21 protein-coding genes are annotated in these 26358 nt (G+C 42.5%); 7 read left to right on the top strand and 14 right to left on the bottom strand.

The annotated features are described in order from the left end of the window. Positions 1–103 precede the first annotated feature (103 nt). Together J3P43_RS08420 and J3P43_RS08415 are read right to left on the bottom strand one after the other, a co-directional pair. A complete protein-coding gene (locus J3P43_RS08420; protein ID WP_255901163.1) occupies positions 104–2002 on the bottom strand; it encodes a transglutaminase family protein in 1899 nt (632 codons plus the stop codon). Further along, on the bottom strand, positions 1999–3963 hold the full coding sequence (locus J3P43_RS08415) for a transglutaminase family protein (RefSeq protein ID WP_255901160.1): 1965 nt from the start codon (positions 3961–3963) through the stop codon (positions 1999–2001). Before J3P43_RS08415 ends, J3P43_RS08420 begins: the two co-directional genes overlap by 4 nt. A gap of 96 nt (positions 3964–4059) precedes the next feature. Between J3P43_RS08415 and J3P43_RS08410 the strand changes: the two genes are divergently transcribed. From J3P43_RS08410 to J3P43_RS08400, 3 genes are all read left to right on the top strand, one after another. Next, the gene (locus tag J3P43_RS08410) at positions 4060–5055 is read left to right on the top strand and encodes a 3'-5' exonuclease (RefSeq protein WP_255901159.1); all 996 of its coding nucleotides are present in this window, start codon (positions 4060–4062) and stop codon (positions 5053–5055) included. A 176-nt stretch (positions 5056–5231) separates the two neighbouring features. Continuing rightward, positions 5232–6098, top strand: a complete 867-nt coding sequence (locus tag J3P43_RS08405; RefSeq protein ID WP_255901158.1) for a hypothetical protein — start codon at positions 5232–5234, stop codon at positions 6096–6098. A 7-nt stretch (positions 6099–6105) separates the two neighbouring features. Further along, entirely contained in the window at positions 6106–9000 is a 2895-nt protein-coding gene (locus J3P43_RS08400; protein WP_255901157.1) for a TonB-dependent receptor, read from the top strand. Between the two features lie 31 nt (positions 9001–9031). Here J3P43_RS08400 and queG read toward each other — a convergent pair whose 3' ends face one another. From queG to J3P43_RS08365, 7 genes are all read right to left on the bottom strand, one after another. Continuing rightward, positions 9032–9967, bottom strand: coding sequence for a tRNA epoxyqueuosine(34) reductase QueG (queG, locus tag J3P43_RS08395; RefSeq protein WP_255901154.1), 936 nt, complete (start codon positions 9965–9967; stop codon positions 9032–9034). Positions 9968–10042: 75 nt separating this feature from the next. Continuing rightward, entirely contained in the window at positions 10043–11221 is a 1179-nt protein-coding gene (locus J3P43_RS08390) for an acyl-CoA dehydrogenase family protein (RefSeq protein WP_255901152.1), read from the bottom strand. Between the two features lie 319 nt (positions 11222–11540). After that, on the bottom strand, positions 11541–12308 hold the full coding sequence (locus tag J3P43_RS08385; RefSeq protein WP_255901151.1) for a polyprenol monophosphomannose synthase: 768 nt from the start codon (positions 12306–12308) through the stop codon (positions 11541–11543). Between the two features lie 55 nt (positions 12309–12363). Further along, positions 12364–13896: a peptide MFS transporter gene (locus J3P43_RS08380; RefSeq protein WP_255901149.1), complete on the bottom strand. Its 1533-nt coding sequence runs from the start codon at positions 13894–13896 to the stop codon at positions 12364–12366. 59 nt (positions 13897–13955) lie between these two features. Then, complete coding sequence (locus J3P43_RS08375) at positions 13956–16154, bottom strand: S9 family peptidase (RefSeq protein ID WP_255901148.1); 2199 nt, start codon at positions 16152–16154, stop codon at positions 13956–13958. Positions 16155–16191: 37 nt separating this feature from the next. Then, positions 16192–17106, bottom strand: coding sequence for a hypothetical protein (locus J3P43_RS08370; RefSeq protein ID WP_255901147.1), 915 nt, complete (start codon positions 17104–17106; stop codon positions 16192–16194). After that, complete coding sequence (locus tag J3P43_RS08365; RefSeq protein ID WP_255902318.1) at positions 17106–18284, bottom strand: acetyl-CoA C-acyltransferase; 1179 nt, start codon at positions 18282–18284, stop codon at positions 17106–17108. The genes J3P43_RS08370 and J3P43_RS08365 overlap by 1 nt, the downstream gene beginning before the upstream one ends. A 192-nt stretch (positions 18285–18476) precedes the next feature. On the opposite strand from J3P43_RS08365, the gene J3P43_RS08360 reads away from it, so the two are divergent. After that, on the top strand, positions 18477–20480 hold the full coding sequence (locus tag J3P43_RS08360; protein ID WP_255902316.1) for an HD family phosphohydrolase: 2004 nt from the start codon (positions 18477–18479) through the stop codon (positions 20478–20480). Here the strand turns inward: J3P43_RS08360 and J3P43_RS08355 are convergent, their stop codons facing one another. The 4 genes from J3P43_RS08355 to J3P43_RS08340 all read right to left on the bottom strand — a co-directional run bounded on the left by J3P43_RS08355 (position 20481) and on the right by J3P43_RS08340 (position 22343). Next, positions 20481–20783 carry a hypothetical protein gene (locus J3P43_RS08355; RefSeq protein WP_255901145.1) on the bottom strand — a complete coding sequence of 101 codons (303 nt, stop codon included), beginning with the start codon at positions 20781–20783 and terminating at the stop codon, positions 20481–20483. It lies immediately after the preceding gene. A 44-nt stretch (positions 20784–20827) separates the two neighbouring features. Next, positions 20828–21028 carry a hypothetical protein gene (locus tag J3P43_RS08350; protein WP_255901144.1) on the bottom strand — a complete coding sequence of 67 codons (201 nt, stop codon included), beginning with the start codon at positions 21026–21028 and terminating at the stop codon, positions 20828–20830. Between the two features lie 24 nt (positions 21029–21052). After that, the gene (locus tag J3P43_RS08345; RefSeq protein ID WP_255901143.1) at positions 21053–21445 is read right to left on the bottom strand and encodes a response regulator; all 393 of its coding nucleotides are present in this window, start codon (positions 21443–21445) and stop codon (positions 21053–21055) included. A gap of 652 nt (positions 21446–22097) precedes the next feature. Beyond that, positions 22098–22343: a DUF4142 domain-containing protein gene (locus J3P43_RS08340; protein ID WP_255901141.1), complete on the bottom strand. Its 246-nt coding sequence runs from the start codon at positions 22341–22343 to the stop codon at positions 22098–22100. A gap of 263 nt (positions 22344–22606) precedes the next feature. On the opposite strand from J3P43_RS08340, the gene J3P43_RS08335 reads away from it, so the two are divergent. From J3P43_RS08335 to J3P43_RS08325, 3 genes are read left to right on the top strand one after another with little or no spacing between them, the layout of a single operon-like run. Then, positions 22607–23410, top strand: coding sequence for an MlaE family ABC transporter permease (locus J3P43_RS08335; protein ID WP_255901140.1), 804 nt, complete (start codon positions 22607–22609; stop codon positions 23408–23410). 1 nt (position 23411) lies between these two features. Beyond that, positions 23412–24185, top strand: coding sequence for an ABC transporter ATP-binding protein (locus J3P43_RS08330; protein ID WP_255901139.1), 774 nt, complete (start codon positions 23412–23414; stop codon positions 24183–24185). A gap of 3 nt (positions 24186–24188) precedes the next feature. Beyond that, positions 24189–25166 carry an MlaD family protein gene (locus J3P43_RS08325; RefSeq protein ID WP_255901137.1) on the top strand — a complete coding sequence of 326 codons (978 nt, stop codon included), beginning with the start codon at positions 24189–24191 and terminating at the stop codon, positions 25164–25166. A 191-nt stretch (positions 25167–25357) separates the two neighbouring features. On the opposite strand, the gene J3P43_RS08320 is transcribed toward J3P43_RS08325, so the two are convergent. Then, complete coding sequence (locus J3P43_RS08320; protein WP_255901136.1) at positions 25358–26308, bottom strand: c-type cytochrome; 951 nt, start codon at positions 26306–26308, stop codon at positions 25358–25360. Positions 26309–26358: the final 50 nt, after the last annotated feature.

Below are 26358 nucleotides of genomic sequence, written 5' to 3'. Positions count from 1 at the left end.
TTACTCTTTTTGGACGAAATATAAACGGTTTGCAACAACCGAAATTTTGCTTTACCTGATTATGATCGTGGGGATTTTGCTGGGAATTCTGATATTTTCTTAGTTATATTTTGTTCAGGATTGCGATCAGGTTGTCTGCATCTGATATCTCCTGAAAAAAGGTTACCAGGCTGTCGTATTGTTCGGCGGTGTAATAGCCCTCATTGAGCAACATTGTCCGCTTATAGGTGATGGTCTTGCCGTTGATAGTTACGTTTGCCGAATATTTTCCAAAGGCATTTTCGATGATAGTCGATTTTGGAGGAAGGCCAATTTTATAGCCCTCCGGCAAAAGGTATGTTATAGTGTCTTCATCGTAAAATCCTCTCGGGACTTTTACCGGATTAACCCTGTTCCTGATCTCCTTCAGCGGGCGCATCTGATTAAGGCCGTTCATTTTAATCGAGAGCCTGCCCTCATTAATGTTGCAGTAATTTGAAGAGTTCAAGGTGATGATTTCCCTCGTTTCTGGTGACGCATCTTTATGTTGTGTAAATTCCAGAAATTCTATTTCCAGATTCGGGAGTGTGTACAATTTGGGGAGCTTCTTTTTCTGTTCGGTATATGCTTCATTTAATAAAGTATGATGATTGTCGTATTGAGCGCCTGAAAACAAGGTGGTCATTTTACCTGAAAGAGAGCCGTTATCCGCGATTTTGAAATTTGCAGTTCTGATCTGTTTGTTGTCTGTTGCCGAGAGCCTTGGGGTTCGCATTACCTTGCCACCCTGAGGGGTGCAGGCAATAACATAGCGGTCGTCTGTAAAATCACCTAGAAAACCAAAAGGCGCGTCTTTACTGGTGCATTCCAGCCATGTGGTGTCGTTTTTAAACGGAAGGCACAAAATGATGTGATCTCCCTGAAGGCTCGTAAAATCAGGCATAATATCCTTTTTAAAAGATCCCGACTGAACGATCGTATAGTACGATTCAATTCCCGCAACCTTTAATAAGGCCTGCATGTAATTAACCAAACCCTTACAATCGCCATATCCAAGCCGGTCAACATCTAAAGCAGGATAAGGCTGATATCCGCCGATACCAATCTGCACGCTGATATAGCGTGTCTTACTTTGCATATAGGAGTAGATCTTTTTGGCTTTCTCTTTCGGATCTGATATGTTTTTGACAAGCCCTAAGATATGGGCCTTAGTTGGTTCAGATAACTCATCGCGTCCTTTCAATAAGTTGTCACTCATCCATCGCCCAAACTCCTCCCAGTTTGAAAACGAGCCCTTCAGATTTTTATAAGCGAATTTCTCGGGCGCCAATTTTACCGTGGGCAGGTAATCTTCGTAATGCGGGCTGAATGGTTCATCGCGGATAGCATTGACGTTATTGAGCTGCCACCTGTAGGTCTTAATGCCCTCAGAAAGTGATTCATCTGCCTTACCTTTGAAATTCAATTCTTTAAACCGAAGAATGAAAGACTCCGGGCAGACAAAGTTCAGCACGCTCGATTCAACAGCAACTCCCGTTGTTCTCATCGGAATCCAGGAGGGAAAAAAGAGACTCTGCCTGGTTCGGATTTCATATTCATATTCAATGGTAAAAGGGTAGCTGAGTTTTGCGGGACTAAAGAACTTAACGCGATCATCATCAAATAAAGAAACGTCAGACACAGCACTTCTGTCCTGCATGTTTTTTTCGGAAATTTTAAAGATCGGGTTGCCGGATTCATCAAAGATCCGCCCCGATACCGATCTTATTGAGGTGGTTTTATCATAGCCGATAACTAATGAAGCCTCATCCAGAGCAGATTCATTTAGAATAGTGATTGCGTGTTTTTTTCTGTAGTAAACTTCATCGAGACCTTTTACTTCGATTGTGGTTTCGTCGTTTCTGATAACAGCTCCAGCCCGTGCCAAGAGCGTTTTTGGAATGAGAGAAACGTCATAATTCTTCTGAGCCAGCGCAGGTAATCCAAGTGAAGCAAGTACGCTTATCAACAGCCAAATTTTCATATTTTCTTTTTGAAGGTGATGTTAGTGTTTTTAACCTGCGAAACCTGAGTAAATAAAGCTTTGAGGTAATGGTATTCTTCGGATGTATAAATAGGCCTGCTTAATTGTACTATTGAGTTTAACATAAGTGTATTGCCCTCAATCTTGGTGTCGGAAATAAACTTTCCGCCATTGTTGGGTAATGCCAGAGCTGCTGATTTTGGTTTATTGGTGACATCAAAGTTATCCGGAAAGGTCATTTGCACAACCATTCTGCTTTCGGAAGGGGAACCCAGATCAACAGGGTAAGTTCTTTCGGCTAACTTAAAAGGGTTTGACGAATTTCGGTCCATGAAAAAAGGATTAAGATAGAACTGATCTTTTTCTGTGTTTGTTATTTCGATTTCGAAAGATTCCCGCAACCCGCTTTCAAGAGTATCGAGGTTAAAGATCTGCGATTTAATAAATTTAACTTTTGGGAGGCGCTCGTCCAGATCCTCCACATATTCGTCAACAGAATTAAACTTTTTAATTGCCACACGCTTATTGTAGGCCTCGTATCCCGAGGATAAAATATCCATGGTTCCCTTTATTTTACCTGCATTATCCATGCTGAGTTTCATGGTTACGGTTTGATGTTCTTTTTGGGAGGCGCTGAGATCTATCCACGACGAAGGTTTGTCCAAACTTACCAGCCTTCCCTTATCGTTCATGCATCGTATAGGCAGCAAACCAAACGGCAGCAGAGGATCTGTGGCATCAAGCATGTAAGATGTTTCATCAATCGTTACCCTGCATATCACGTAATTAAAGTCGCTAAGCACCGGAAAGAGGGTGTTTACAGTGCCATTTGACCGGGTTGAAAGAATAATTGGTTCTGCTTTGATCTCGGCTGAGTTCATCGCAGCTACCAGTGCAAGATTAATGTCACCGACATTGCCTGACCTTTTTTCGAAGGACTTTTTAATGCCCTCCTCTGCATAGCATCCATAAACATGGTTCCATTTATACTGCGATTTAATGAAAGTATAAATAGCCTTTGCCTTGTCGATATCAGATGTTTTTCCTGCCACTACGGGCTCAAGCCTGTCTTTAAAGAAATCTTTTCTTTTTAACTGTAATCCAAAACTCTCGTCTGTTTTAAGTTCACGGTCCACATCCTTCCACTCTTTGGTTACTTTATGTTTAGCTCCCCGGTAATCCGAGTAGTCGGAAAGTTCAAAGTACATGGCAGATTTAAAATTGCTTGCTGCGGTCATGTAATCCTCTTCAACAAAGGCCGGAACATTTTCCATGATGTATGTGAGCTTTGAGCAGTCGGCTTTCCATCCCCCACCTGGTGAAAAGCATTCTTTTTCGAGAACGGCTTCGTCTCGTGTTAGGCGGAGAGGTCCTCTGATTGACACGTTATAGTTATATACACCGGGTATCACTGCACAAAATTCGCTGTAGGCTTTTGGTATATCTGATTGAAATTCCCAGGTTCTGAAATTAAACCGGTATGGCGATTCAATCACGTAAGAGTATTCGATGATCGAACCATCTTTTACGTTGGGCATGGCGAATTTTACCAAATCGTGGTATTTGCCCGCTTTACTCTCTTTAAATATCTGCTTAGCTTCGAGCTCTGTATTGCGGATAAGGTTATTTTCATCGACAAAAAAGGTGATTCCTTTTATGTCGCGTACCTTTTCAAAGGTATTTGCATCAGATTTTCTTAAAGGGATTTCGACGTTGCCGCTATTATACCCCTTACTGTTAAAAATTTTTATTCGTACATGATATTCAAAAACAACAGCAAGGTCGTTATTGCTGATGTAAGCTTTTCCGTATTCTTTTAACACTACTGCCGCGGCGCTGGTGTCTTTATCATATCTTTTTAATTCGAATTGCTGCGCAGTGGGTTTTCCAAAAGTGAAATCCTGGGCGTCAGACAGCATAGAGAGGATCATAAATCCTGCTGTAAATAAGATTTTTTTCATTGTGATGGGTTAGTTCAGGAAAGATAAAAAGAACTTTAAACACTTGCTAAGATTTAACTAATTTCCGAAAGCTTTTTCTCACCTTTGTTCGGTATTATGAAACTTAATCTTACTCGTCCGCTCGCATTTTTTGATCTAGAAGCCACCGGATTAAATCTGGGGAGCGACCGGATAGTTGAAATCGCTATTTTGAAAGTCTTTCCCGATGGTTCTCAGGAAATTAAATGCCTGCGGATCAATCCGGAAATGCCCATTCCGTATGAGTCGTCTATGATTCACAATATTTTTGATAAGGACGTACAAGACGCTCCCAAATTCAAGGATGTAGCGCAGGAGTTAGCCGATTTCCTGGGTGATGCCGATTTGGCGGGATACAATTCTAATAAGTTTGATATCCCGATGCTGATGGAAGAGTTTCTGAGGGCGAGAGTAGATTTTGATATCGAAAACCGTCGCTTTGTGGATGTTCAGAATATCTTCCATCAAATGGAGCAGCGAACACTTAAGGCTGCTTACAAATTTTATTGCGGAAAAGACATCGAAAACGCTCACTCCGCAGAAGCGGATATTCGGGCAACCTACGAGGTTCTTCTCGCTCAGCTTGAGAAATATAAGGATGAAGAATGGGAGGACAGGAAGGGGAATAAATCTAAACCTGTACAAAATGATGTAGATGCCCTGCACAAATTTACCAACCTGAGCAGGCCGGTTGATTTTGCCGGACGCCTGGTTTTCAATGAAGATGGTATCGAAGTGTTTAACTTTGGTAAACACAAAGGAAAATGCGTAGAAGAGGTATTTACCGCAGAACCCAGTTATTACTCGTGGATGCAACAGGGAGATTTTCCATTGTACACTAAACGCTGTCTTGAAAAGATTTGGGTGCGCTGGAATAACAATAAGAAAGTAGTTATTAAACAGCATACCGAGAAAACAATCACCGTTGAAGTGCAGGACAGAAAATCCGGCCCACCGATACCTAAGCCTGACTTCCAAAAGAGGGAGAACCAATCGCGGCCCGTTAAAGAAGAAAAGTCTCAGCCTCTTACTACCGACATGCTCGAACAGCTCAAGCTCAAATTCGGGAAGTAGTAGTTATAAAGTTTAGAAGCACCTCCAACAGGTGCTTTTTTACTTTAATAGATTGCCCAGAAAAATGAAATCGCTAAAAAGCGGGGTTTCGTATCATTTCTCCCTTAAGAGGTATCATTTATCTTTTGGAGGTTTAAACTATACTTATAATTGTCTATCGAATAAATAAAACAACAATGACCACTACACTCTCACTCCGGATTTTGACCTGTAGTTTGATGCTTATAGGTACAAGCTTGTTGGCCAGTGCCCAAAAAGCAAGCAATGTGCAGGAAGACCCCGTATGGGCTTATTCGCCTTTAAAGGTTGATGGGAAAACTACGGACGAATCCTTTAAAGCTTCGAATAAGAGCACTCTGCTGTCTTATACCATGTCTAACGATGATAAAAATTTGTATCTGGTGATTAAATCTACAGATAATACAAACAATAATAAGATAATGATGGGCGGTATTACTTTAACAATTAATACCGATGGGAAGAAGAAGGAGAAAGACGGTTATGCCATTACCTATCCGGTAGTTGCCAGGCCACAACGGGGACAGGGCAGAGGACAAGGTGGCGGCCAGGGAGGCGGGTTCGGTCAGCGGGGCGCAGGTGGAGCGGTGAATACCGACTCTATAATGGCCGTAAGACGGAAGCAACAACTTGCGGGGGCCAAAGAAATTGCGGTAACAGGTTTTAAAGACATTACAGACAGTTTAATTTCTATTTACAACGAGTACGGTATCAACGTGGGGGCAAGTATAGACGACAACGGAGCTTTCGTTTACGAACTGGCCATCCCATTGAAAGTATTGGGATTGAGCCTTACGAGTAAAGATATGGCCTATAATATAAAAATTAACGGACGTCAGTTTGGTGGTGGCGGTGGCTTCGGCGGTGGTGGTTTCGGCGGTGGTGGTTTCGGCGGTGGCGGCTTCGGCGGCGGCGGCGGTGGATTTGAAGGTCGCCAGGGTGGCGGCGGAGGAAGAGGTGGTTTTGACCCTTCAGCTTTTCTTCCTACAGACTTTTGGGGCAAATACTCTTTAGCAAAAAAATAGATTAGCAATGAAAAATCTACTCGCCCTTCTCGCACTTATGTTGCTCAGAGGGACCATTTATGCCCAGACCCCCGCATCAGTACCTGCTGGCAGAGAAATCAGCGGAATTGTAAAAGACTCTACCGATAATGCCGTAATTGGAGCCGTAGTTGTACTAAAATACGCTGCAGATTCGGCCAAGCTTGTCACCAATAATAGCGGCGTTTTTGTGTTCAAAAATGTGAAAGCGGGAGAATTTATTATCTCAGTACGAAGTATAGGTTTTGCTAATTTTAATAAGCGTTTTCTTTTTAATGAGGGGAGTAACCGGCTTATATTAGATCCTATTATTTTAAAAGAATCCGAAAATATGCTCAATGCGGTTACGATAAATGGTACGCCGGCAATTACTTATAAGGAGGATACTGTTGAATATCGAGCAAGCGATTATGTCGTAAAGCCTAATGCAACTGTAGATGAGTTGTTGAAAAAAATGGAGGGCGTTGAAATAGGTGCAGATGGTACAGTAACACATCAAGGTGTGCAGGTCCAGCGTTTTCGATTAAACGGTAGGGATTACGCTGGCGGTGATGTAGCTTCCGCGATTCAGAACCTTCCAGCTGAAATCGTTGAAAAGGCCCAATTTGTAGATGATTTTGGTAATCAGGCCACCAGAACCGGGATCAAAGATGGTGAACCAACTAAGGTATTGAACGTTACTACCCGGAGAGATAGGTCTGTAGGTAATAATGGTAGATTACTAGCAAGTGCGGGAAATAATGAACGGTATGGTACCACAATATCGGGTAACCGTCTTAATGGGAATCAGCAGATCAATATGAGCTTGAATTTCAATAATACTGTTACTGGAGTTGCTGGCGGAGGTGGAGGAAGCTTTGGTGGTGGCGGTAACTTCGGTGGTGGTGGACGTGGTAACATTGGCGGCGGCGGCAACAACTTCGGTGGTGGTGCCGGCGGCGGTGGCGGTGGAAGCGGCGGGATTAGCCAGGTAGGAGGCGGTCAAATCGGGTTTCGCGATCAGTTTGGCCCGAAGCTTAAAATGAACACCAGCTACTCTTTCAGACTCAACGATAATACTTCTACCAACCTAAGTAATTCTACGGAATTTACTGTAGTAACTGATAGGTTCGGCAAGCCTGTAATGGATCCTGTAATGAATACACCTCAGGATACAGTAGTTTATACAAACACTAATAACGATCAAAGTCAGAATTCGAGAAATCATAATTTCGATTTCGATTTGGAGTATGATATAGATAGTGCCAATTTTTTGAGATTTACGCCGAGTATCAGCTTTACAACATCTTCTAATATACGAAATGACGACAGAGTCAGAACCGGTTACGTTCATCGTTCAGATATTGGTAAAAATGTAACCGAAAATAAAACTCCAAATCTGGGCGGAGCTCTGGAATATTCACATATTTTCAAAAAGCCTGGCAGAAATTTCAACGTCAACGTAAATGCTAGATCTAATAATAGGGAGCAAGACACTGATGTAGATGCAATCGTTAGACTGTTCGAGAACAACGGAGAACCGCTTCCAGACTCTTTGGTGCGAAGATTGATGTTGTCTAAGAATCTTAGTAATACCTACTCAGCAAGCTTTACATATTCTGAGCCTCTAGGCTCTGTACAAAGCAGGACACAAAGCTCAACGCTTAGATTCAATATTAGCACCAACACGAATCTGTATGATAATACCAGGTTTACAGATAACGTTGTAAACGGAAACGTGGTCCGCATCGATTCATTAAGTAACATCTTTAATTATAGATTTACCACTACAAGGATTGGCGTAGTACACAGTTTACGAAGGGCAAAGTTTAACACATCGTTAGGACTTACGCTGGTGCCTACTGTTCTTGAAGGGGCAAAAGAACATATAAATTCGTCTGTGAGCAGGAAAAATTTGACACTAATCCCCATCGCTAATTTTCAGTATCAATTTTCAAGAACTCACAACATTAACTTACGTTACAATGGGGCTCCTCAAGAGCCAACTTTCGATCAAATTCAGCCGGTTCGAGACGAGTCGAACCCGAATAATATCTTAGTTGGTAATCCCGATTTACAAGTAGCCTTCAGACATAACCTTACCGCTGGGTATAACAATTTCATCGCTAACAGAAATTTGAATTTCTTTGCTAACATTACCGGAACACTTAATAACAATCAGGTCACTACAAACAGTGTAATTGTGACCGATCCTGCTCAACCTAGAAACAGAATCACTGAAACACGGTATTTAAATTTAAACGGAGCACATGGATTTAGTGGAAATTATGGAATTCAAAAAACTCTGGCTCAAAGAAAATACCGTTTTGATTTATCTGGTTCTATAAGATATAATAAAAGTGTTTCTATGACTAATAACACTATAAATAATGGAACATCCTGGACCTTTATTGAACGTTTAGGTTTGCAAATCAATCCAAATCAATGGTTGGAACTTAACCCGAATGTGAATTATAGTAGCACCAAAGCAAATTATAGTATCTCAACTAACAGAAACAATCATACCCGTACATTTGCTATAAGCGGTGATGGTAGAATCTATCTGATGAAGAGAAATGTAGTGAATTTCAGCGCAAGGAAGAACTTTGTCTCAGGAATTAATGCCAATGTTACCAATAATCCTTTCGTGATTAATGCCTCAATCGAGAGACAATTCTTCAAACGTAACAATGGCGCACTCGGTATTCAGGCATTTGATGTGCTAAATCAAAATAATTTTGTTAATCGAAACCTTAGTGAGAACGGTTTCACTGACGTTCGCTCAAACGCTTTAAGCCGGTATTTTATGGTGAGCTTCAGGTGGACGCCTCAGAAATGGACAGGTACACCAATGAGAGGGGGACGACAAATCCAACGCCGCGGCGACGGAAGTTTTATCGAATAATAGTTATCAAACGGTTCTTCGGAGCCGTTTTTTATTTAAGAAGTAAAAAATCAATATTCCTTTTTAATCCAGAATACTTCGTTCTTTTAACAGGTGATTTCTGAAAAACTTTTTGGAATACTTCCTCAGTAATATCCTCCCAGTCTTTTTTAGACATATCTAAAAGCCCGGGATTAGGCTGAAAGGCAGCCTCGTTATGTATGGTGGAAAAGCGGTTCCAGGGGCAAACATCCTGGCACACGTCGCAGCCGAACATCCAATTGTCCATTTTGCCTTTAAATTCGGAGGGAATCTCGTTTTTAAGTTCTATTGTGAGGTATGAAATACAGCGACTTCCGTCTACAATATATGGTCCAACAATCGCATCGGTAGGGCAGGCGTCGATGCAACGGGTGCAGGTTCCACAATGATCTTTAGTGGCTGGGATGTCGTATTCAAGGTCAAGATCAACGATCAGTTCAGCAAGAAAGAAAAATGAGCCCGCTTTTTGGTTTATCAGATTCGTGTTTTTTCCCACCCAGCCAAGGCCCGCTTTTTGAGCCCAGGCTTTGTCCAGCACCGGAGCCGAATCAACAAAGGCGCGGCCAGAAACTTCTCCAATTCGCTCATTAATTACCGATAGCAACTCTTTAAGCTTTTTCTTTATCACGGTGTGATAATCTCTGCCATAAGCGTACTTCGAAATTTTAGGAGCGTCCTGATCGGTTTGCGAAGCCTTGGAATAGTAGTTCAGGCCAAGCGAAATCACCGACCTGGCTCCATCCACGAGTTTCCGCGGATCCAGCCGTTTATCGAAATGGTTTTCCATATAGCCCATTTCTCCGTGAGAGCCTCCTTTTAGCCAGGCTTCCAGCCTCGGAGCTTCCTGCTCCAGGAAATCAGCTTTCGAAATACCGCAAAATAGAAAGCCCAGGCGCCTGGCCTCTTCTTTGATTACCTGGCTATATTTCTGCTGATTTGACAACATGTTGCAAAGATAAGGATTGTTTAAAGACCTGTAGGGATTGGAAACAATTCATCTTCTTGCACTGAACTTACCGTACTAAGTAAACGCACTAATTCCGGTAATATCCTGGCCGGTGATTAATAAATGGATATCATGTGTTCCTTCGTAAGTAACTACGGATTCGAGGTTCATCATGTGCCGCATAACCGAATATTCGCCTGTTATTCCCATTGCGCCAAGGATTTGTCTTGCGTCTCGTGCTACGTTCAGAGCTGTTTCCACGCTATTCCGCTTTGCCATCGAAATTTGAGATGGCGTTGCCCGGTTCTCATTTTTTAAAACGCCCAGGCGCCACACCATTAATTGGGCTTTGGTAATTTCGGTGATCATCTCGGCCAGTTTTTTTTGCTGTAACTGGAAGCCTGCGATCGGTCTGTCAAACTGCTTTCTTTCCAAAGCATATCTGAGAGCTGTATCGTAGCAGTCCATTGCTGCTCCCAAAGCACCCCAGGCGATACCATATCTGGCCTGATTCAGGCAACTTAAAGGGCCTTTCATCCCGCTGACGCCGGGCAAGATATTTCCTTTAGGCACCCTGACTTGCGTAAATACCAGCTCGCCGGTTGCCGAGGCGCGAAGGCTCCATTTATTGTGCGTTTCGGGAGTGCTAAAGCCCTCCATGCCACGCTCTACAATCAGGCCTTTTACTTCTTGTTGCTCATCTTTGGCCCATACAATGGCAATATCGGCGAATGGCGCATTCGAGATCCACATTTTTGAGCCGTTTAGCACTACAAAGTCGCCCTCATCTTTGATGGTGGTTTGCATGCCGGCCGGGTTCGATCCAAAGTCGGGTTCGGTTAAGCCAAAAGCCCCCATTAGCTGCCCCGCTGCAAGTTGAGGCAGATACTTCTTTTTTTGTTCGTCCGACCCGAAAGCGAATATTGGATACATCACCAGGGAGCCCTGCACCGAAGCTGTAGAGCGGATTCCAGAATCGCCGCGTTCTATTTCCTGCATCATAATCCCATAGGAAATGTAATCAAAACCCGCGCCGCCAAACTCCTGAGGTATAGTAGGGCCAAAAGCCCCCAGCTCTGCAAGACCTTTTAATACTTGCGTCGGAAATTCAGCTTTTTGTGCATAATCGTCAATTATCGGGCTTAACTCTTTCTTTATCCAGGTTCTTACCGTTTGCCGGATTAACTTGTGTTCATCGCTTAATAATTCGTCTAGTAAATAATAATCTGGTGAGGTATAGAGGTCTGTCTTCATCAGGGAAAATTGGTGCTGAATAAAGATAGAAAATTGCTTGGATTTCTATGGGTATGCTAAAAGCCTGGTAAACTTATGAGGTTTCAAAAACCTCATAGGTTTGTTTGACCTGTAAAGAATACGATATCAATTGTTAAAGTTATTTGCCTGGGTCAATATTAGAAAAATTGTTTTTTTTAATAATTATCAACGTCAGACAGCGTTCGAAACGGCTGTCCGCGTTTAGCGACTCGGAGAGACCGGCTATATTAGTTATACGACTTGCTTTACGATAGGAATCGGTTAAATATCCCAGATTTTGCAGCGGAATAGCCTGAGCCTATTGGGATAATTTTTCGGGTTTGGGGGACTCTGTGGGCTTTGCATACTTTCTAAACCAACTATTTATAGTCAGCTGAATAACCCCTAAAAAAGCTTCTCTGAAGATCTTGGTACTCATTTTAGAAGTGCCTTCCGTTCTATCGGTAAAAATAATGGGAACTTCAACTACCCGAAATCCATGTTTTAAAGCAGTAAATTTCATCTCGATCTGAAAGGCGTATCCCACAAACTTTATCTTATTTAGTTCGATGGTTTCTAATACGATCCGTCGGTAGCATTTAAATCCCGCCGTAGCATCCTGAATAGGAATGCCGGTTATAAACCGTACATATACCGAGGCGAAGTACGACATTAATACCCTGCTCATGGGCCAGTTAACAACATTTACCCCTTTGATATAACGCGATCCAATGGCAACATCTGCGTCCTCAAGACAGGCTTCTCTTAATCGGATCAGGTCTTCAGGATTATGTGAAAAATCTGCGTCCATCTCAAAGATAAAGTCGTATTCGTGCTGAAGCCCCCATTTAAAACCATAAATGTATGCAGTTCCTAAACCCTGTTTTCCGGCACGTTCTTCGAGATAGAGTTTACCCGCGAATTCTCCTTGCAGATGACGTACGATATCTCCGGTTCCGTCCGGGGATCCATCGTCGATTATGAGGATATGGAAAACATGGGCTAAGGAAAATACCTTTCGGATAATTTTTTCAATATTTTCCTTTTCGTTATAAGTGGGGATCAGGACGAGGCTATCAGCTAACACTAAAGATCTAATTAAAGGTGCAAGATAGTAAACACTTCTTGCACCTAATCAAGCTTTATTCTATGCCGTGCATTTTTTTGCGGAGCGTTCTGTTCAGAAGGAGCAGTAAAAGTCCGGCAACCCCTGTGGCGATAACAAAAATCATAAAAAAGCTGGACAGTGATGATTGTTCGGAAATTCTATCCATAAAACTAGCCATAAAGCCGCCTAAATAATTGGCTAAAGCGGAAGCACCGAACCATATACCAAACATCATTCCGACGAATTTTTTTGGAGATAGCTTACTGATATAAGATAAGCCTACAGGCGAGACACAAAGTTCGCCCATGGTATGAAAAAGATAGGCGAAGCATAACCAGACTATGCTAACCCGTGCTGTAAGAGCACCGGCGGGAATACTCATTGATCCGATCACCAGGGCACCGAAGCCGACAGCTACCAAAATTAAACCCCAGGAAAATTTTACAGGTCCGCTAGGACTAAGTTTAGTGCCGGACAGTTTAACCCACAATGCCGAGAAAAGTGGTGCAAGTAAAACTATAAATAAAGAGTTGAGGGTTTGGAACCACGATGCCGGAATTTCGAGTGCATCAGCAGAATATTGTCTGCTCAACATCCAGATGGCGAGTCCCCAAATAGCAACCACACTCACGCCCATTGAGGCCACCGTTAACGCATATTCATTCCTGATCTTTCTAAACATATTTATCCATAACCAGGTTAAAACGGCCAGCGGGATAAGAGTGATAATAGTGTTTATGATTTTGAAGGTATCGGCTGCAAGTCCGGGTTCCAAGGTGCGGTCGGTATAATCTCGCGCATATAAATTCATTGACGAGCCAGCCTGTTCAAAAGCCAGCCAAAAGAAAATGGTGAAAAACGAGAATACCGCTATTACTATCAGGCGATCTCTGTCTACCTTGGTTAATGGTTCGTTTTTGACTTCAGCTTGCTGATCTGCAGTAAGTTGAGTTGGCTTTTCGCCGATTACACCAAAGAATTTCTTGGCGAACCAAAACTGTAAAAGACCAAAAAACATAAATACTCCTGCAAGACCAAATCCATAATGCCATCCTACAGTTTCGCCAATGTATCCGCAAAGTAAAATACCCAAAAAAGCCCCTACATTAATTCCCATATAAAAAATGGTATAGGCAGAATCTTTTAAAGGACTTCCTTCGGGATATAATTGTCCTACCATCGATGAGATATTGGGTTTAAAAAAACCGTTTCCCAGGATCAGTAGCACGCATCCGGCATAAAATGCGGGGACTGCATCAACTGCCAGGACAATGTGCCCGAGGGTCATGAGGCCGGCGCCAATAATGATGGCTTTCTTATATCCCAAATACCGGTCGGCAATTAATCCCCCTAAAATGGGGGTAATATATACTAAACCTGTGTACCAGCCGTAAAGCATGGTTGCGCTTTCGCGCGACCAACCCAGTCCGCCTTGAACCAATTCCGCTGTTAGATACAGTACGAAAAGCACCCTCATGCCGTAATAACTAAACCTTTCCCACATTTCTGTGAAGAACAGAATAAACAATCCCAGTGGGTGGCCTATCATTTCATGCTTTTTATCCATCTTTTTTTTCTAAAAGGTATAAAATATATCAGAGTTAGTAAAACGCGAGTATAGAAAATCTATAAATTTTCTTCTATGAATCTGGTCATTTTGCCATATAAGTGTATACTGGCATTTCCTCCTGTGATTCCATGTGCTTTATTCGGGTAATACGCCTGTTCAAATGGTTTGTTTGCCTGGATAAGCGCTTCTGAAAACATCACACTGTTTTGAAAATGTACATTGTCGTCTCCGGTGCCGTGAACCAATAAAAATTTTCCTTTCAGCAGATCCGCAAAATTAATGGGGGAGTTCTGATCGTAACCCTCCGGGTTTTCTTGCGGAGTGCGTAAATAACGCTCGGTATATATGGTGTCGTAGAAACGCCAGGTGGTTACCGGAGCCACGGCAATTGCCATTTTAAAAATGTCAGCACCTTTCGTGATGCAGAGCGATGATAAATATCCTCCATAGCTCCAACCCCAGATCCCAATGCGCGAAGGGTCTACGTAGCTTTGTTGGGACAACCATTCAGCGGCTTCTGTTTGGTCTGTAGTTTCGTGTTTTCCAAGTTGTAGATAAGTGACCTGTCTGAAAGCTGCGCCTCTGTAACCTGTTCCCCGATTATCTACACAGGCGATGATATAACCTCTTTGGGCCAGCATCTGAAACCACAGCGGTCTTGCCGAACTGCTCCAGCTATCCGAAACCTCCTGATGGCCCGGTCCTCCATAAACATACATCAGCACCGGATACTTCTTCCGCGGATCAAAGTTCGCGGGTTTTATCATGTAGCCATTTAAATTAAGTTTTCCGGAGGTTTTAAAGCTGAAAAACTCTGCGTTCTGATAACCGAATTCGCGGATCGTCTTTTTGAGAGAATTGTTGTCTTCAAGCACCTTAATCAGCTTTCCGCCTTTTTCATTCAGGGTAAGGTACGGTGGAGTGTTCTTTGCCGAATGACTTAAAATATAAAATTGAAAGTTATCACTGAATCGGGCATCGTTTGTCCCTTCACGCTGGCTTAGGCGAGTTTTTTTTGTGCCATTCAGTTTTATAGAATAGACATCACGCCTAAGCGGAGAAACCTCGGCAGACTGGTAATAGATAATGCCATTTTTCTCATCTACGCCGTAAACTTCGGTAACTTCCCAATCTCCTTTAGTAAGCTGCTTTATAATTTTTCCGTTCAAATCATACAAATAAAGGTGATTAAAACCGTCGCGTTCGCTGACATTTATAAACTGCCTGCCATTGTCCAGAAAAGTAAGCCGTTCTTTTTCAATGTCGATATATTGCTCGTCTTCTTCTGTAAGGATGACTTTGGAGCGACCTGTAGAGGCATCACTAAGTAAATACTCGAGTTTGTTCTGGTGGCGGTTCATTCTCAAAATACAAAGGGTATTTGAAGAGGCTGTCCATTTAATCCTCGGAATATACTGGTCTGGATTTTTACCTATATCGGCTGTAGTTGTGCTGTTATCTGTAAGATTGTAAAAATGAACACTTACAACAGAGTTTTTTTCACCCGCCTTCGGATATTTATAAACGTATTGAGTGGGGTAGAGCTTATCAAAAACCGTCATTGAATATTGCGGAACCTCAGTCTCGTTGAGCTTATAATAGGCGATTTTTTTGCTGTCGGGACTCCAGAAGAAAGCTCTCTCAAACGCGAATTCTTCTTCATATACCCAATCTAACCGTCCGTTAATGATATGGTTGATCTTTCCGTCGCTGGTTATCTGCTTTTCGTCACCTGATACCAGATCTTTTATAAAAATGTTATTTTCTCTCACAAAAGCTATTTTGCTGGCATCAGGAGAGAATGTAGCATATAGTTGTTTTCCTGTTGTAGAAACCGGCGTTATTTTTTTCGAAGCAATATCAAAAACGTAATAGTTGGCCTTTACCGAATACCGGTAAAGAGGTTCTTCATCGGCTGAAAGCAACACCTTTCTTTCATCTTCGCTAAATTCAGCACTCAGTTCCAGCGTGTCGCCATTGTAAATCAGGTCAGTTTCTTTATACAGCATGCCGATTTCTTCGCCTGTACTGTAGCTGTTCTTGGCTAAGTATTTTTCGCCATCTCTATTGTATCTGGTTGAAACATAGCTCTTCCCGTCTTTCATTGATGGCAGCGACTGAATAGTTCGCGCTGTGAACGTTTTCTTTTGAAAAATATCCTCGAGGGTAATTTGCTTCGTGGTTTGAGAAAAAGCGGTTTGAAAAAATAGCTGGAAAAGTACAAAGTAACAGGCGCTGAAGGAAAGATGCTTCATAGGCACGTTTATATTGGCTTAGAATACTTAACAGAAACTATCTGACTTTGTTTACCACGCCTTTTGTCGGCTTTTTGGGATCGTTAAATTCTTCATCGAGTTCTGAAGGAGAATTTTTCAACTGAAGATCGGGCACGAACTTCCATCTTCCGTTTACCAGTTTGTATCCATCATACGACAGGTCAGGTCCGTAGAGGTCGGTCATGGCCTTCATCTTAGGATCAGGTGGAGCAAGGTGATCAAAAACAATAGTCCCCTCCCTGGGAAGATAATTCAGCAGTAAAGAAACTTGTCTGTTGTATTCAAAAACGATTCTCTTTTTACCGACGTTTTCTTTATCTCCGTCAAAAACAGGCATTCCAAAAACAGCCTTATTGTCTTTAAAAGACAATACTTCAATCACTTTTTTAGTCGATTTTACTGTGTTTCCTTTCCATCCAAGCAGAATATAATACGGCGTGCGCACGTTATAAAGCACTGGTATTATTTTGTAATACTGCGAGCCATACCAATTTGAATTGGTGGTTACACTGTCTTGCGGACTTTTTTGTTCGTGAGAATGGTCTACCAGTGGAAACATTTGTAGTTTACCGTTTGGACTGTTCATCTGCACGGTTCCGTAATACCGATAGCTTCCATCCTGATTCATTACATGCCAGGTGAAAATTCTGAAACGGCGGTCGGGAGAGGTGAGTACCGAGATGGTTTTTAAAGAGTCGAAACTCAGATTGAACGAGTTAGGAAGTTGCAGTGTGCTGATCAGCGTCTTAACCATCTTATAATTTGCATTATAGCGTTCCGGTTCAGCGGGATTATTAATGACCTGAAAGCTTAGTTTTTTCAGACTGTCCAGGTACACATCAAACTGCTGTTTAGTTTTAGTTTGGGCAGAATGTTGCGCGTTTACAGTGAGACTGACTAAAATAAGTACTACCGAAAAAAAAAACTTCATTATATTGTATTTTCAATTACTATAGAACTGGCGCCGCCGCCGCCGTTGCAAATTCCGGCCACGCCAATTTTTGCCTTATTCTGTTTTAAAATATGTATTAGCGTAACCATTATTCTTGCGCCTGAGGCGCCAAGGGGATGGCCCAGCGATACAGCTCCACCCTTAACGTTTACTTTTGACGAATCAATATTCAACAGTTTATTATTTGCCAGCGACACTACCGCAAACGCTTCGTTGATTTCGAAATAATCTACCTTCTCAATATTTACTCCGGCTTTTTTCAACGCCAGCGGTATAGCTTTAGAAGGGGCGGTGGTAAAGTGTTCGGGAAGCTGCTGTGCGTCTGCATAGCCTGTGATTTTTGCCAGAGGTATCAGCCCCAGTTCACGCATCTTCTCTCCACTAATCATTACCAGCGCAGCGGCCCCATCGTTTAACGTAGAAGCATTAGCAGCGGTTACAGTTCCTGGCGTTTTAAATACGGGTTTCAGTCCGGCTATTTTATCGTAGTTAACAGTCGCGGGCTCTTCATCTATAGCTATTAAGGTCTTTTCGCCTTTTTTACCGGTTATCTCTACCGGAATTATTTCATCTTCAAACGTTCCTTCAGCTTGCGCTTTTTGTGAGCGTTTGTAAGATTCAATGGCATAATTATCCTGGTCTTCGCGACTTATACCGTAGTCGCAAGCACACTTCTCGGCCGCAGATCCCATATGGTAATCGTTATAAACATCCCATAGCCCATCTTTTACAAGTCCGTCAATTACCTGCCCATGTCCCAGTTTATATCCCTGCCGGGCTTTATCCAGGTAAAAGGGTACATTGCTCATGCTTTCCATGCCGCCTGCCACAGCTATGTCGATATCGCCTAAGGCAATTCCCTGGGCTGCAAGCATTATCGCTTTCATTCCTGAGGCGCAAACTTTATTTACGGTTGTTGCAGGTATATCGGGCAAACCAGCGAATTTTGCAGCCTGAGTGGCCGGAGCTTGTCCAAGGTTCGCCTGAAATACGTTGCCCATAAACACTTCTTCGATGGCGGAACTTTCGAGGCCCGCCTGCTCCACGGCTCCTTTTATGGCAACAGCGGCTAATGTTGTGGCCGGTACAGTCGATAAATTGCCTCCAAAACTGCCGATAGGCGTACGTACGGCTGATAAGATATAAACGTCTCTCATAGATGCACTTCTCAAACTCATTTATAAACGTTGATAATTGTAGATGAGTATAAACTACTTTTGTACTAAGTTAGCGAATTATGAAAACTTATCTATTTTTGATTGAATCAGGATTAAGAAGTGGCAAAATTTAGAAAGAACTCTCATCTTATTTTATACCGGAAATATTCATCTGCTTCGAAGTATGTGATGATGATAGTTTGTGTGTTGGTTATTACTGCAATTTTACCTAAACACGCCCGCTTCAGATTTGAATACGAGAAGGGAAAGATCTGGCAGCATAAAGATCTGATCTCGCCTTACAGCTTCGCGATAGAAAAAACTCAGGAAGAGATTAATACCGATAGAGCGGAGGTGTTGAAAGCTGTTTTACCGGTTTATCAAAATAATCAGCAGTTTGCTCAAAAGAGCCTGGAAGGCTTCGCTACCGACCTTGAACTAAAGTGGAATATGTCTGGGCAAAATCTCAGATTGAAAAACTTATATAAGGATGTGGGGACGGCTATTTTAACCGATATCTATAGCCAGGGCGTGATGAGTTTGAGTAAGAAATTTCAGCGACATGGCACACATTACAATTTTAATCTTCTAACAGATAATGTATCACGGCAGCTTAGTTCTGTTGAGGTATTAAGTCCCGAGAAAGCGTTGCAATATGCCGCGGAGCAATTAAAGATTCATAGTGATATTAAGAATCAAGCATGGCTTTTGGGCTTAATTAGTGATCATATTCAACAGAACTATATTTATGATGAGCAACTAAGCGACAAGGTAGAAAGCGAAGCTTTAAATAATATTTCTCTTACCCGCGGAATGGTGCAAAAGGGAGAATCCATTGTGTCCAGCGGTTCGGTTATAACTCCCGAAATTTATCAAAAGCTAGAATCGCTAAAAGAGACTTACGAGCAGGATGCGAAAATTAATGGCAATAAAACGCTGATTTTCTTCGGGCAGTTTCTCTTAGTGGGCTTAGTTGTAATGCTGCTTATTGTGTTCTTATACCTTTTCAGAAAAGACATTTACAGCGATAATCGTCAGCTTTCTTTAATTCTGCTTGTTATTACAAGTATGCTGATCTTTTTGACATGGGCTATAAAGCTTAAAATACCCAGTGTCTACTATATCCCCTATTGTATTGTTCCAATCATTATCAGAATTTTATTCGATACCCGTCTGGCGCTAAACATTCACCTGCTGGTGGTTCTGATAGCAGGTTTTGTGGTGTCGAACAGTTTTGAATTTACGTTTTTACAAACCATTGCGGGCATTACCGCTATTTATAGTATCAAGAATCTGGTAAAGCGGGAACAGTTCTTAACTTCAGCATTGCTTATTTTAGGAAGCTATTTCGTAGCCTTTTTAGGGATTTCATTGTTGAGAAATGGCTCGCTGATTAACATGGATTGGTACAGTTTTGTGCCGTTTATACCTAGCGTGGTTTTATCCCTTCTGGCTTATCCTTTGATTTATGCTTTTGAGCGTGTTTTTGGCATTACTTCAGACGTGAGTCTGATGGAAATTACCAATACTAACTCAAAACTATTGAGAGAACTTTCCTACAAGGCCCCAGGAACGTTCCAGCATTCTCTGCAGGTAGCAAATCTTGCTGAAGCGGCGATTTTCAATATTGGAGGTAATGCCTTGCTGGTAAGGGCGGGGGCTCTTTATCACGACATCGGGAAGATGGAGAATCCACAATATTTCATAGAAAACCAAAATAAAGGGGGCAATCCGCACGATAATTTATCATACGAAGAAAGCGCGCAGATCATCATTCGCCATGTAAACAAGGGGGTAGAGATAGCCCGTAGAAACAACTTGCCCGAATTAATCATCGACTTCATAAAAACGCATCACGGAAATACCCGGATGGATTATTTCTATCAGTCGTTTTTAAAGAATTTTCCGGAAAAGTTTATCGATGAAAATATTTTCCGGTATCCGGGGCCTATTCCGTTTTCGAAAGAAACCGGTGTTTTGATGCTGGCCGACTCTGTAGAAGCTGCTTCGAGGAGTTTAAAAGAACCCGATGCAGAAAGTATCAGTTCGCTGGTTGACCGCATCATTGATTATAAACTGGAGCAGGGTCAGCTGAATAATAGTAATATCACTTTAAAAGACTTAAACATCATCAAGTCGATATTTAAGAACATGTTAATGAGCATTTACCATATCAGAATTGACTACGATATTTAGTTAAGAGAGATTTGGGTTAGTCCGGTTAGGCAAACAATCACTGTCAATCTCTTTTATAGCAAGTGTTATGGTCTCCCGATCAATACTGTCAATGTCCGGAGAATCAATAAACCAGTCGAAACCATCATTCCAAATGGTAAAACGGGGTAATGGATCAATCACATTCTCGTAAGATGGGGAGTAACTAAATTTTATTCCCTCCCGGATTAAGTCGTAATACGCCGGAATTCCATCGACAAAAAGTGTAGTTTCACACAATACCCTTTTTGGTACTGATCGAGTAGTTCTGAATTTCAAATACATACCCTCTTTGTTATTGCTTATTCTTATGTTGCTCCCGGAAGAGGTCATCTCATCCCCGACGGAACTATTGGGCTGACTTTCCAGGTAAGTCCTGATTGTCCTTTAATCTTTTGTGCCATCAACTTTAGCGGTTCACCTTCAACGCTAACGTCGGCAAATATGGCTGGTGACGAGCTTAGCAGGGGGTCTGGCAGATGATTAAAAAAGTCGGTCATTACGTTGGCGATGTTCTGTTGAGGTTTCATATGGATAAAAAAATTAAATTCAGCTTAGTGATGGTTTGCGGCAGAAGCTCCGGGGAGATGGTTTTTACCTGGCAGGCTGTTGACGAGCTTTAAAAAGTAGTTAATGTCAAAGGGTTTTACAAGGTAGCGGTCTGCATGGCAGGATATGGCCGCACTTTCCAGCTCTGTTCCGGCAGAGCTAAGAACTACTGGAATATTACAGGTTTCTTCATCTTCCTTTAGTTGTTTGCAAATTTGAAGTCCGGTTTTTCCCACAGCATATTCATCTATAATAGCCAGATCATAATCTGGGTTTGCCTTGAATAATTCCTGCTTACAAGGGGGCGATAAGACTTCAAATCCATCATTTTCTAAAATAATGCGCATAATTTCCTGGCAGTCCATGTCGTCCTGAATCAATACAATTTTCCTCCCCATATTAGTGATCGGCATTTAGTAGTAACATCCTTGGCTCACCCCTCCATTTCTTATACCAGGATATTGCCCTTAATATGTCATTCTTCGAAACTAAAGAGTGACTAACGTCCTCAAAAACCAATACGCATGTGTCTACGATTGCGCAAAGCGATTTTCTCGACAATTCAAAAAATCGACGCTTATTTACTTTCGTGATTTTGAGCCTGATTCCGCCATTACATTCACATAAAAAGTCGGTATCGGGTAGGTCTTTATAAATTAGAACAAGGTACTTGGTACGATGGTGCATGTTTTCATGTTTTGCAGATAAATGGAACGACAGAAAATGCTGGCTGTCTGGTCAATACAAATTGGAGGAACGGCCAGCTTCGATCTTTTTCATAGTATTACAAAGGTATCGCGAATCTTTTGGAAGAAAAAGGTGGGAAGTACTGCAAGTTCTTAGATAATTACCTGTTTTTATTCCCGTAAATTACTCAGCGTCAGTAGATGTGCGGTAAGTTTTAAAAGGCGGGGGTTTCAACAGTCGTAATAATCCGACAGCTGGTATCGGTTGAGCATTTGGGCTCGGTACTTCGTTGCGACAACATTAGATAAGCACTATTGACGGAACGGCTTTTGAAACATCCTCCTCTGTACGCTGAAGCTTCATTTAATAAGCCCGGTTGTGCACGCTTCTGGCGTGGTTGAAATGAGATTTAGCAGGCAGTGTTTTCAACGCATATGCCCTTACTTCCGGATCTGTTGATTGAGATGCGGCAGTTAATAATTCAATTGCCTGCTGATGGTCCTGAAGCATCATCCTCATGTACTGGAGGTCAAACGCCGGCACCTGTTCCCGTTCGTGTTGATGAGCAAGCTGCAATAAGCCCTGCCAGCAGCAGTGTAATTGATGCATTCTTTAAATTTTTCATAGCTTTGCAAAAAATTAGATGTAAATGTTTCATTATGTAATCAAAGCACCGGGCAGCACCTTGATTACCCGAATAATACCCATTCATCTTTAATACAGTTTTTAAAAATTAAAAAAAATCCGGACGGGTGGGTGGCCTTAAAATGTAATGTATTCCCGGTTTTTCCGTTGGAACATTTAGACTTTTGGTTGGTTAACCTTCATTGCAATCATCATCCGTCAGGTTGTGCTATAACGCAAGTATATTAATGAAAAAAAGAGGCAGCAATCCGGCGAAGACCGCAAAACGTCCGGGTAAAATAACCAGAATGTTTCTAACTCTTTTTGATGTAGGACAGTTTATTGTTCGCTTCTTTAAGGAAGGGTTTTTACCTCCTTACGAAGGTCGCGAGCTGATAAATCAGTGTTATAATATTGGATACAGGTCGTTGCTGTTAATTTCAACTACCGGATTTATAACCGGGATGGTTTTTACAAAGCAGAGCAGGCCGTCGCTATCCGAGTTTGGGGCCACTTCCTGGCTGCCTTCGCTGGTGGCTATAGCTTTGCTCAGAACGTTGGCACCGCTGTTAACCGGGCTAATTGCTGCCGGAAAAGTTGGATCCAGCATCGGCGCCGAGTTAGGCTCTATGCGGGTAACTGAGCAAATTGATGCTATGGAAGTATCGGCAACTAACCCCTTTAAATTTTTGGTTTCTACCCGTGTATTGGCTGCTACCATAACTATTCCTATCCTCACGTTCTATACCGCTATGGTTGGCATGCTTGGAGCGCTGTTAAACGTAACGGTTAACGAGGGTACCAGCGCGGCTGCTTTTTTTCAATCTTCGCTTGAGTCGATCACCTTTCTTGATATCATAGCCTCAACCTTCAAAGCCATTATATTCGGTTTTACCATCGGGGTGGTAGGCTGTTACCAGGGATACAATTCGTCTAAAGGAACCGAAGGAGTAGGAAAGGCAGCTAACTCTTCAGTCGTTATTGCGATGTTTCTGATCTTCCTCGAGGAAGTAATTTCTGTACAGTTTTTCTCGTTATTCAGATCCGTTTAATATGCAGCAAAAGGCAGTAACAGATTTTAGTAAAGAACGGGTAATTGAGATTAAGCATCTGAACAAATCATTCGGGCCTCTCGACGTGCTAAAGCAGGTTGACCTCGAATTGTATAAAGGCGAAAACCTGGTAGTATTGGGTAAATCGGGTACCGGAAAATCGGTTTTGATCAAAATACTTGTAGGACTGTTAAAGCCTGATAGCGGTAGTGTTGTGGTGCTTGGAAAAAAAGTTGACCAGATCAGCTACAAAGAATTGCTTGCTCTGCGGCTTAAAGTGGGTTTTTCCTTTCAGAACAGTGCTTTGTATGATAGTATGACTGTTCGGGAGAATCTTGAATTTCCGCTTGTTCGTAACCAGCGCAGTATCAGTAAAGCAGAAAAAAATAAGGCAGTTGAGGAAATTCTCGAAGCGGTAGGCTTAAGTCAGGCTATCAACCAGATGCCTTCTGAGCTTTCGGGTGGCCAGAGAAAACGGATCGGAATTGCCCGTACCCTTATTTTACAGCCTGAAATTATGCTTTATGACGAACCAACAGCAGGTCTCGACCCGATCACCTGTCTGGATATTAACAGTCTGATAAACGAAGTTCAGGAACGGTTTCATACCAGTTCCATTGTAATTACACACGATTTGACCTGCGCCAAGGCTGTAGGCAACCGGATAGCTATGTTACTTGATGGAAAATTTGCCTGTCAGGGTACTTTCGACGAGGTGTTTGGGCATAAGGACGAACGGGTGAAGGCTTTTTATGATTATAATTTTATTGAGTAAAATATGCAGGTAACTGATGATCGCCGTAAAGTAACGGTGGGTTTGTTTATTTTTATTGGGCTATTGATTTTTGTGTTTGGGATTTTCACATTAGGGAGCCAGAAGAAAACGTTCGTACAAAGCATTGAGCTTAATGTGGTATTTGATGACATTCAGGGACTTAAAACCGGCGGGAACGTATGGTTTTCTGGGGTGAAGGTGGGAACCATCAAAAAAATACAGTTTTATGGTACAGCGCAGGTGCAGGTGATCATGAATATCGAAAAAGGCGCGCAGCAATATATTCATAAAGATGCGATGGCAAGTATCGGCTCGGAAGGTTTTATTGGAAATAAACTGGTAGTGATCGACGGTGGAACACCTAGATTTCCGGTGGTTGAGGATGGCGACCAGCTTAAGGTAAACACATCATTGTCTACCGATCAGATCATGAGAACCTTCCAGGAAAACAATAAAAATCTGCTTGAAATAACCGGCGACTTTAAAAAGATCTCAAGTAATCTGGTGCAGGGCAAGGGCGCTGCGGGCGCATTGCTTTCTGATGAAAAGATGTCGGAGGATCTGAAAGCTGCAGTTTTTAACCTAAAAACAACCACCGAGTCGGCTAACAGAATGGTTGGCGAACTTAACAGGTTTACTAATACTTTAAATACAAAGGGTGGGCTGGCAAATAAAATGCTGACAGATACTGTTGTGTTTGCGCGGTTACAGGCTTCTGTGAACGAACTCCAGAAAGCATCAAGATCTGCTTCAACACTGGCACAGAACTTAAATAATGCATCCGCTCAGTTGAACGAGAAGGATAACCCGGTAGGGATGCTGTTGAACGACCAGCAATCGACAGAACAGATTAAAAGAATTCTGCTTAACCTTGAAAATAGTACTTATAATCTGAATGAAGATTTAAAGGCTTTGCAGGGCAATATTCTGTTCAGAGGATACTTTAAGAAAAAGAGAGAAGCCGCCGCCGAAAATAAATAAACGGGTGTTGATCGTGGTCCAATAGCAGACGTTTGTCAGTTAGGTGTTCGGTAAAGCGCCTTTTGTAGCCTGTGTATAATTTAACGAGCCTTTCGGATTAAACTTTGTTCCCCCAGCTTTTCAAGGAGAGATTAAGAGGCGTGCCCTTTTCGTAGTATTGTACAGGCGCCGCCCCTCGATCTCATCATCTACTATTGTAACAACCCATCATCTTTCCATTTCTGAATCAGGTTTATGGTAGCTTGTGGTAATCGTGTTCCTCCATTCGGCATCATGCCCGGTGCTCCCTGAGCCAACTTGATGCGGGTTAAGATATTATCAATATTGTTTTTTGCAGCTGTGTACGAACTGAAACTTATCCCCCCTGTACCTCCACTAAAATGGCAGGACGCGCAATTGTTGGCAATGATGGCCTGTATGTCGTTTGTATAAGTTACGGAAGTGGTGCCGGGGGCATTTACCTGAATAGTATAAATGTTTGGGAAGGAATTGCTGCCGTTTGCATTTGCAGCCGTAACAGAGATAAGGTAAGTCCCCGCTGTTAAGGCGTTGGTTGCCGAGATTATGCCCTGAGCATTAATCGTTATGGCGGTGCTTGCGGGTGCCGAACTGAGGGTATAAGTTACAGCGCCAGAACTCGTAATAGTAGGGGTAGCAGATGTTGCCGCCGTGCCTTGCGTTACCGTAACCGAGTTAGGATTGTAGGCTAAATTTTGAGGCTTCTGAGACGTTTGAGATGCAGTTACAGTTACAGTAAAGACATTGCTGAAACTGGCTGCGCCTGCAGAATTGCTGGCGGTTACAGAAACATTATAAGTGCCGGCAGCAAGCGTTGCTGCGGCATGGATTTTACCCTCGCTGTCGATGGTAATTGCTCCGTTGCTGTTGGGTGAAGTGCTTGCCGTGAATGTAATAGGCAAAGTGCCCGCGACTGTTGGCTTGTTCGATGTTCCTGCTGTGCCGGCAGTCAAAGTAAGCGATGTGGGCGAGTATGCCAGGTTACTCGCTTTAGTACTTACAGGCTCTGGCTCTGGAGGATCTCCATCGCTCTTACTGCAAGAAATAGAAATGAAAACATAGACCGCCATTAAATACACCAGGTATTTGGCTGAGTGCCGGTTAGGTAAAGGGTTGAGGTTCATAATTATGAGATTGGTTGTTTTATAAGAGGTACGCGGCATCGCCTCTTACG

It is taken from the genome of Paradesertivirga mongoliensis, assembly GCF_024436395.1.
GTDB classification, from domain to species: Bacteria; Bacteroidota; Bacteroidia; order Sphingobacteriales; family Sphingobacteriaceae; genus Paradesertivirga; species Paradesertivirga mongoliensis.
The sequence above is the reverse complement of the archived record's forward strand: the minus strand, read 5'-3'. Positions and strand labels throughout refer to the sequence as shown.

Bases quoted from the DNA above. Each gene is read 5' to 3' on its own strand.
- J3P43_RS08330 (WP_255901139.1), top strand. From the start codon at position 23,412: ATGCAGCAAAAGGCAGTAACAGATTTTAGTAAAGAACGGGTAATTGAG.
- J3P43_RS08400 (WP_255901157.1), top strand. From the start codon at position 6,106: ATGAAAAATCTACTCGCCCTTCTCGCACTTATGTTGCTCAGAGGGACC.
- J3P43_RS08345 (WP_255901143.1), bottom strand. From the start codon at position 21,445: ATGGGGAGGAAAATTGTATTGATTCAGGACGACATGGACTGCCAGGAA.
- J3P43_RS08380 (WP_255901149.1), bottom strand. From the start codon at position 13,896: ATGGATAAAAAGCATGAAATGATAGGCCACCCACTGGGATTGTTTATT.
- J3P43_RS08420 (WP_255901163.1), bottom strand. From the start codon at position 2,002: ATGAAAATTTGGCTGTTGATAAGCGTACTTGCTTCACTTGGATTACCT.
- J3P43_RS08390 (WP_255901152.1), bottom strand. From the start codon at position 11,221: ATGAAGACAGACCTCTATACCTCACCAGATTATTATTTACTAGACGAA.
- J3P43_RS08375 (WP_255901148.1), bottom strand. From the start codon at position 16,154: ATGAAGCATCTTTCCTTCAGCGCCTGTTACTTTGTACTTTTCCAGCTA.
- J3P43_RS08350 (WP_255901144.1), bottom strand. From the start codon at position 21,028: ATGAAACCTCAACAGAACATCGCCAACGTAATGACCGACTTTTTTAAT.
- J3P43_RS08335 (WP_255901140.1), top strand. From the start codon at position 22,607: ATGAAAAAAAGAGGCAGCAATCCGGCGAAGACCGCAAAACGTCCGGGT.
- J3P43_RS08325 (WP_255901137.1), top strand. From the start codon at position 24,189: ATGCAGGTAACTGATGATCGCCGTAAAGTAACGGTGGGTTTGTTTATT.
- J3P43_RS08340 (WP_255901141.1), bottom strand. From the start codon at position 22,343: ATGCATCAATTACACTGCTGCTGGCAGGGCTTATTGCAGCTTGCTCAT.
- J3P43_RS08355 (WP_255901145.1), bottom strand. From the start codon at position 20,783: ATGTATTTGAAATTCAGAACTACTCGATCAGTACCAAAAAGGGTATTG.
- J3P43_RS08320 (WP_255901136.1), bottom strand. From the start codon at position 26,308: ATGAACCTCAACCCTTTACCTAACCGGCACTCAGCCAAATACCTGGTG.
- J3P43_RS08415 (WP_255901160.1), bottom strand. From the start codon at position 3,963: ATGAAAAAAATCTTATTTACAGCAGGATTTATGATCCTCTCTATGCTG.
- J3P43_RS08365 (WP_255902318.1), bottom strand. From the start codon at position 18,284: ATGAGAGACGTTTATATCTTATCAGCCGTACGTACGCCTATCGGCAGT.
- J3P43_RS08360 (WP_255902316.1), top strand. From the start codon at position 18,477: ATGATAGTTTGTGTGTTGGTTATTACTGCAATTTTACCTAAACACGCC.
- J3P43_RS08370 (WP_255901147.1), bottom strand. From the start codon at position 17,106: ATGAAGTTTTTTTTTTCGGTAGTACTTATTTTAGTCAGTCTCACTGTA.
- J3P43_RS08410 (WP_255901159.1), top strand. From the start codon at position 4,060: ATGAAACTTAATCTTACTCGTCCGCTCGCATTTTTTGATCTAGAAGCC.
- J3P43_RS08405 (WP_255901158.1), top strand. From the start codon at position 5,232: ATGACCACTACACTCTCACTCCGGATTTTGACCTGTAGTTTGATGCTT.
- queG (WP_255901154.1), bottom strand. From the start codon at position 9,967: ATGTTGTCAAATCAGCAGAAATATAGCCAGGTAATCAAAGAAGAGGCC.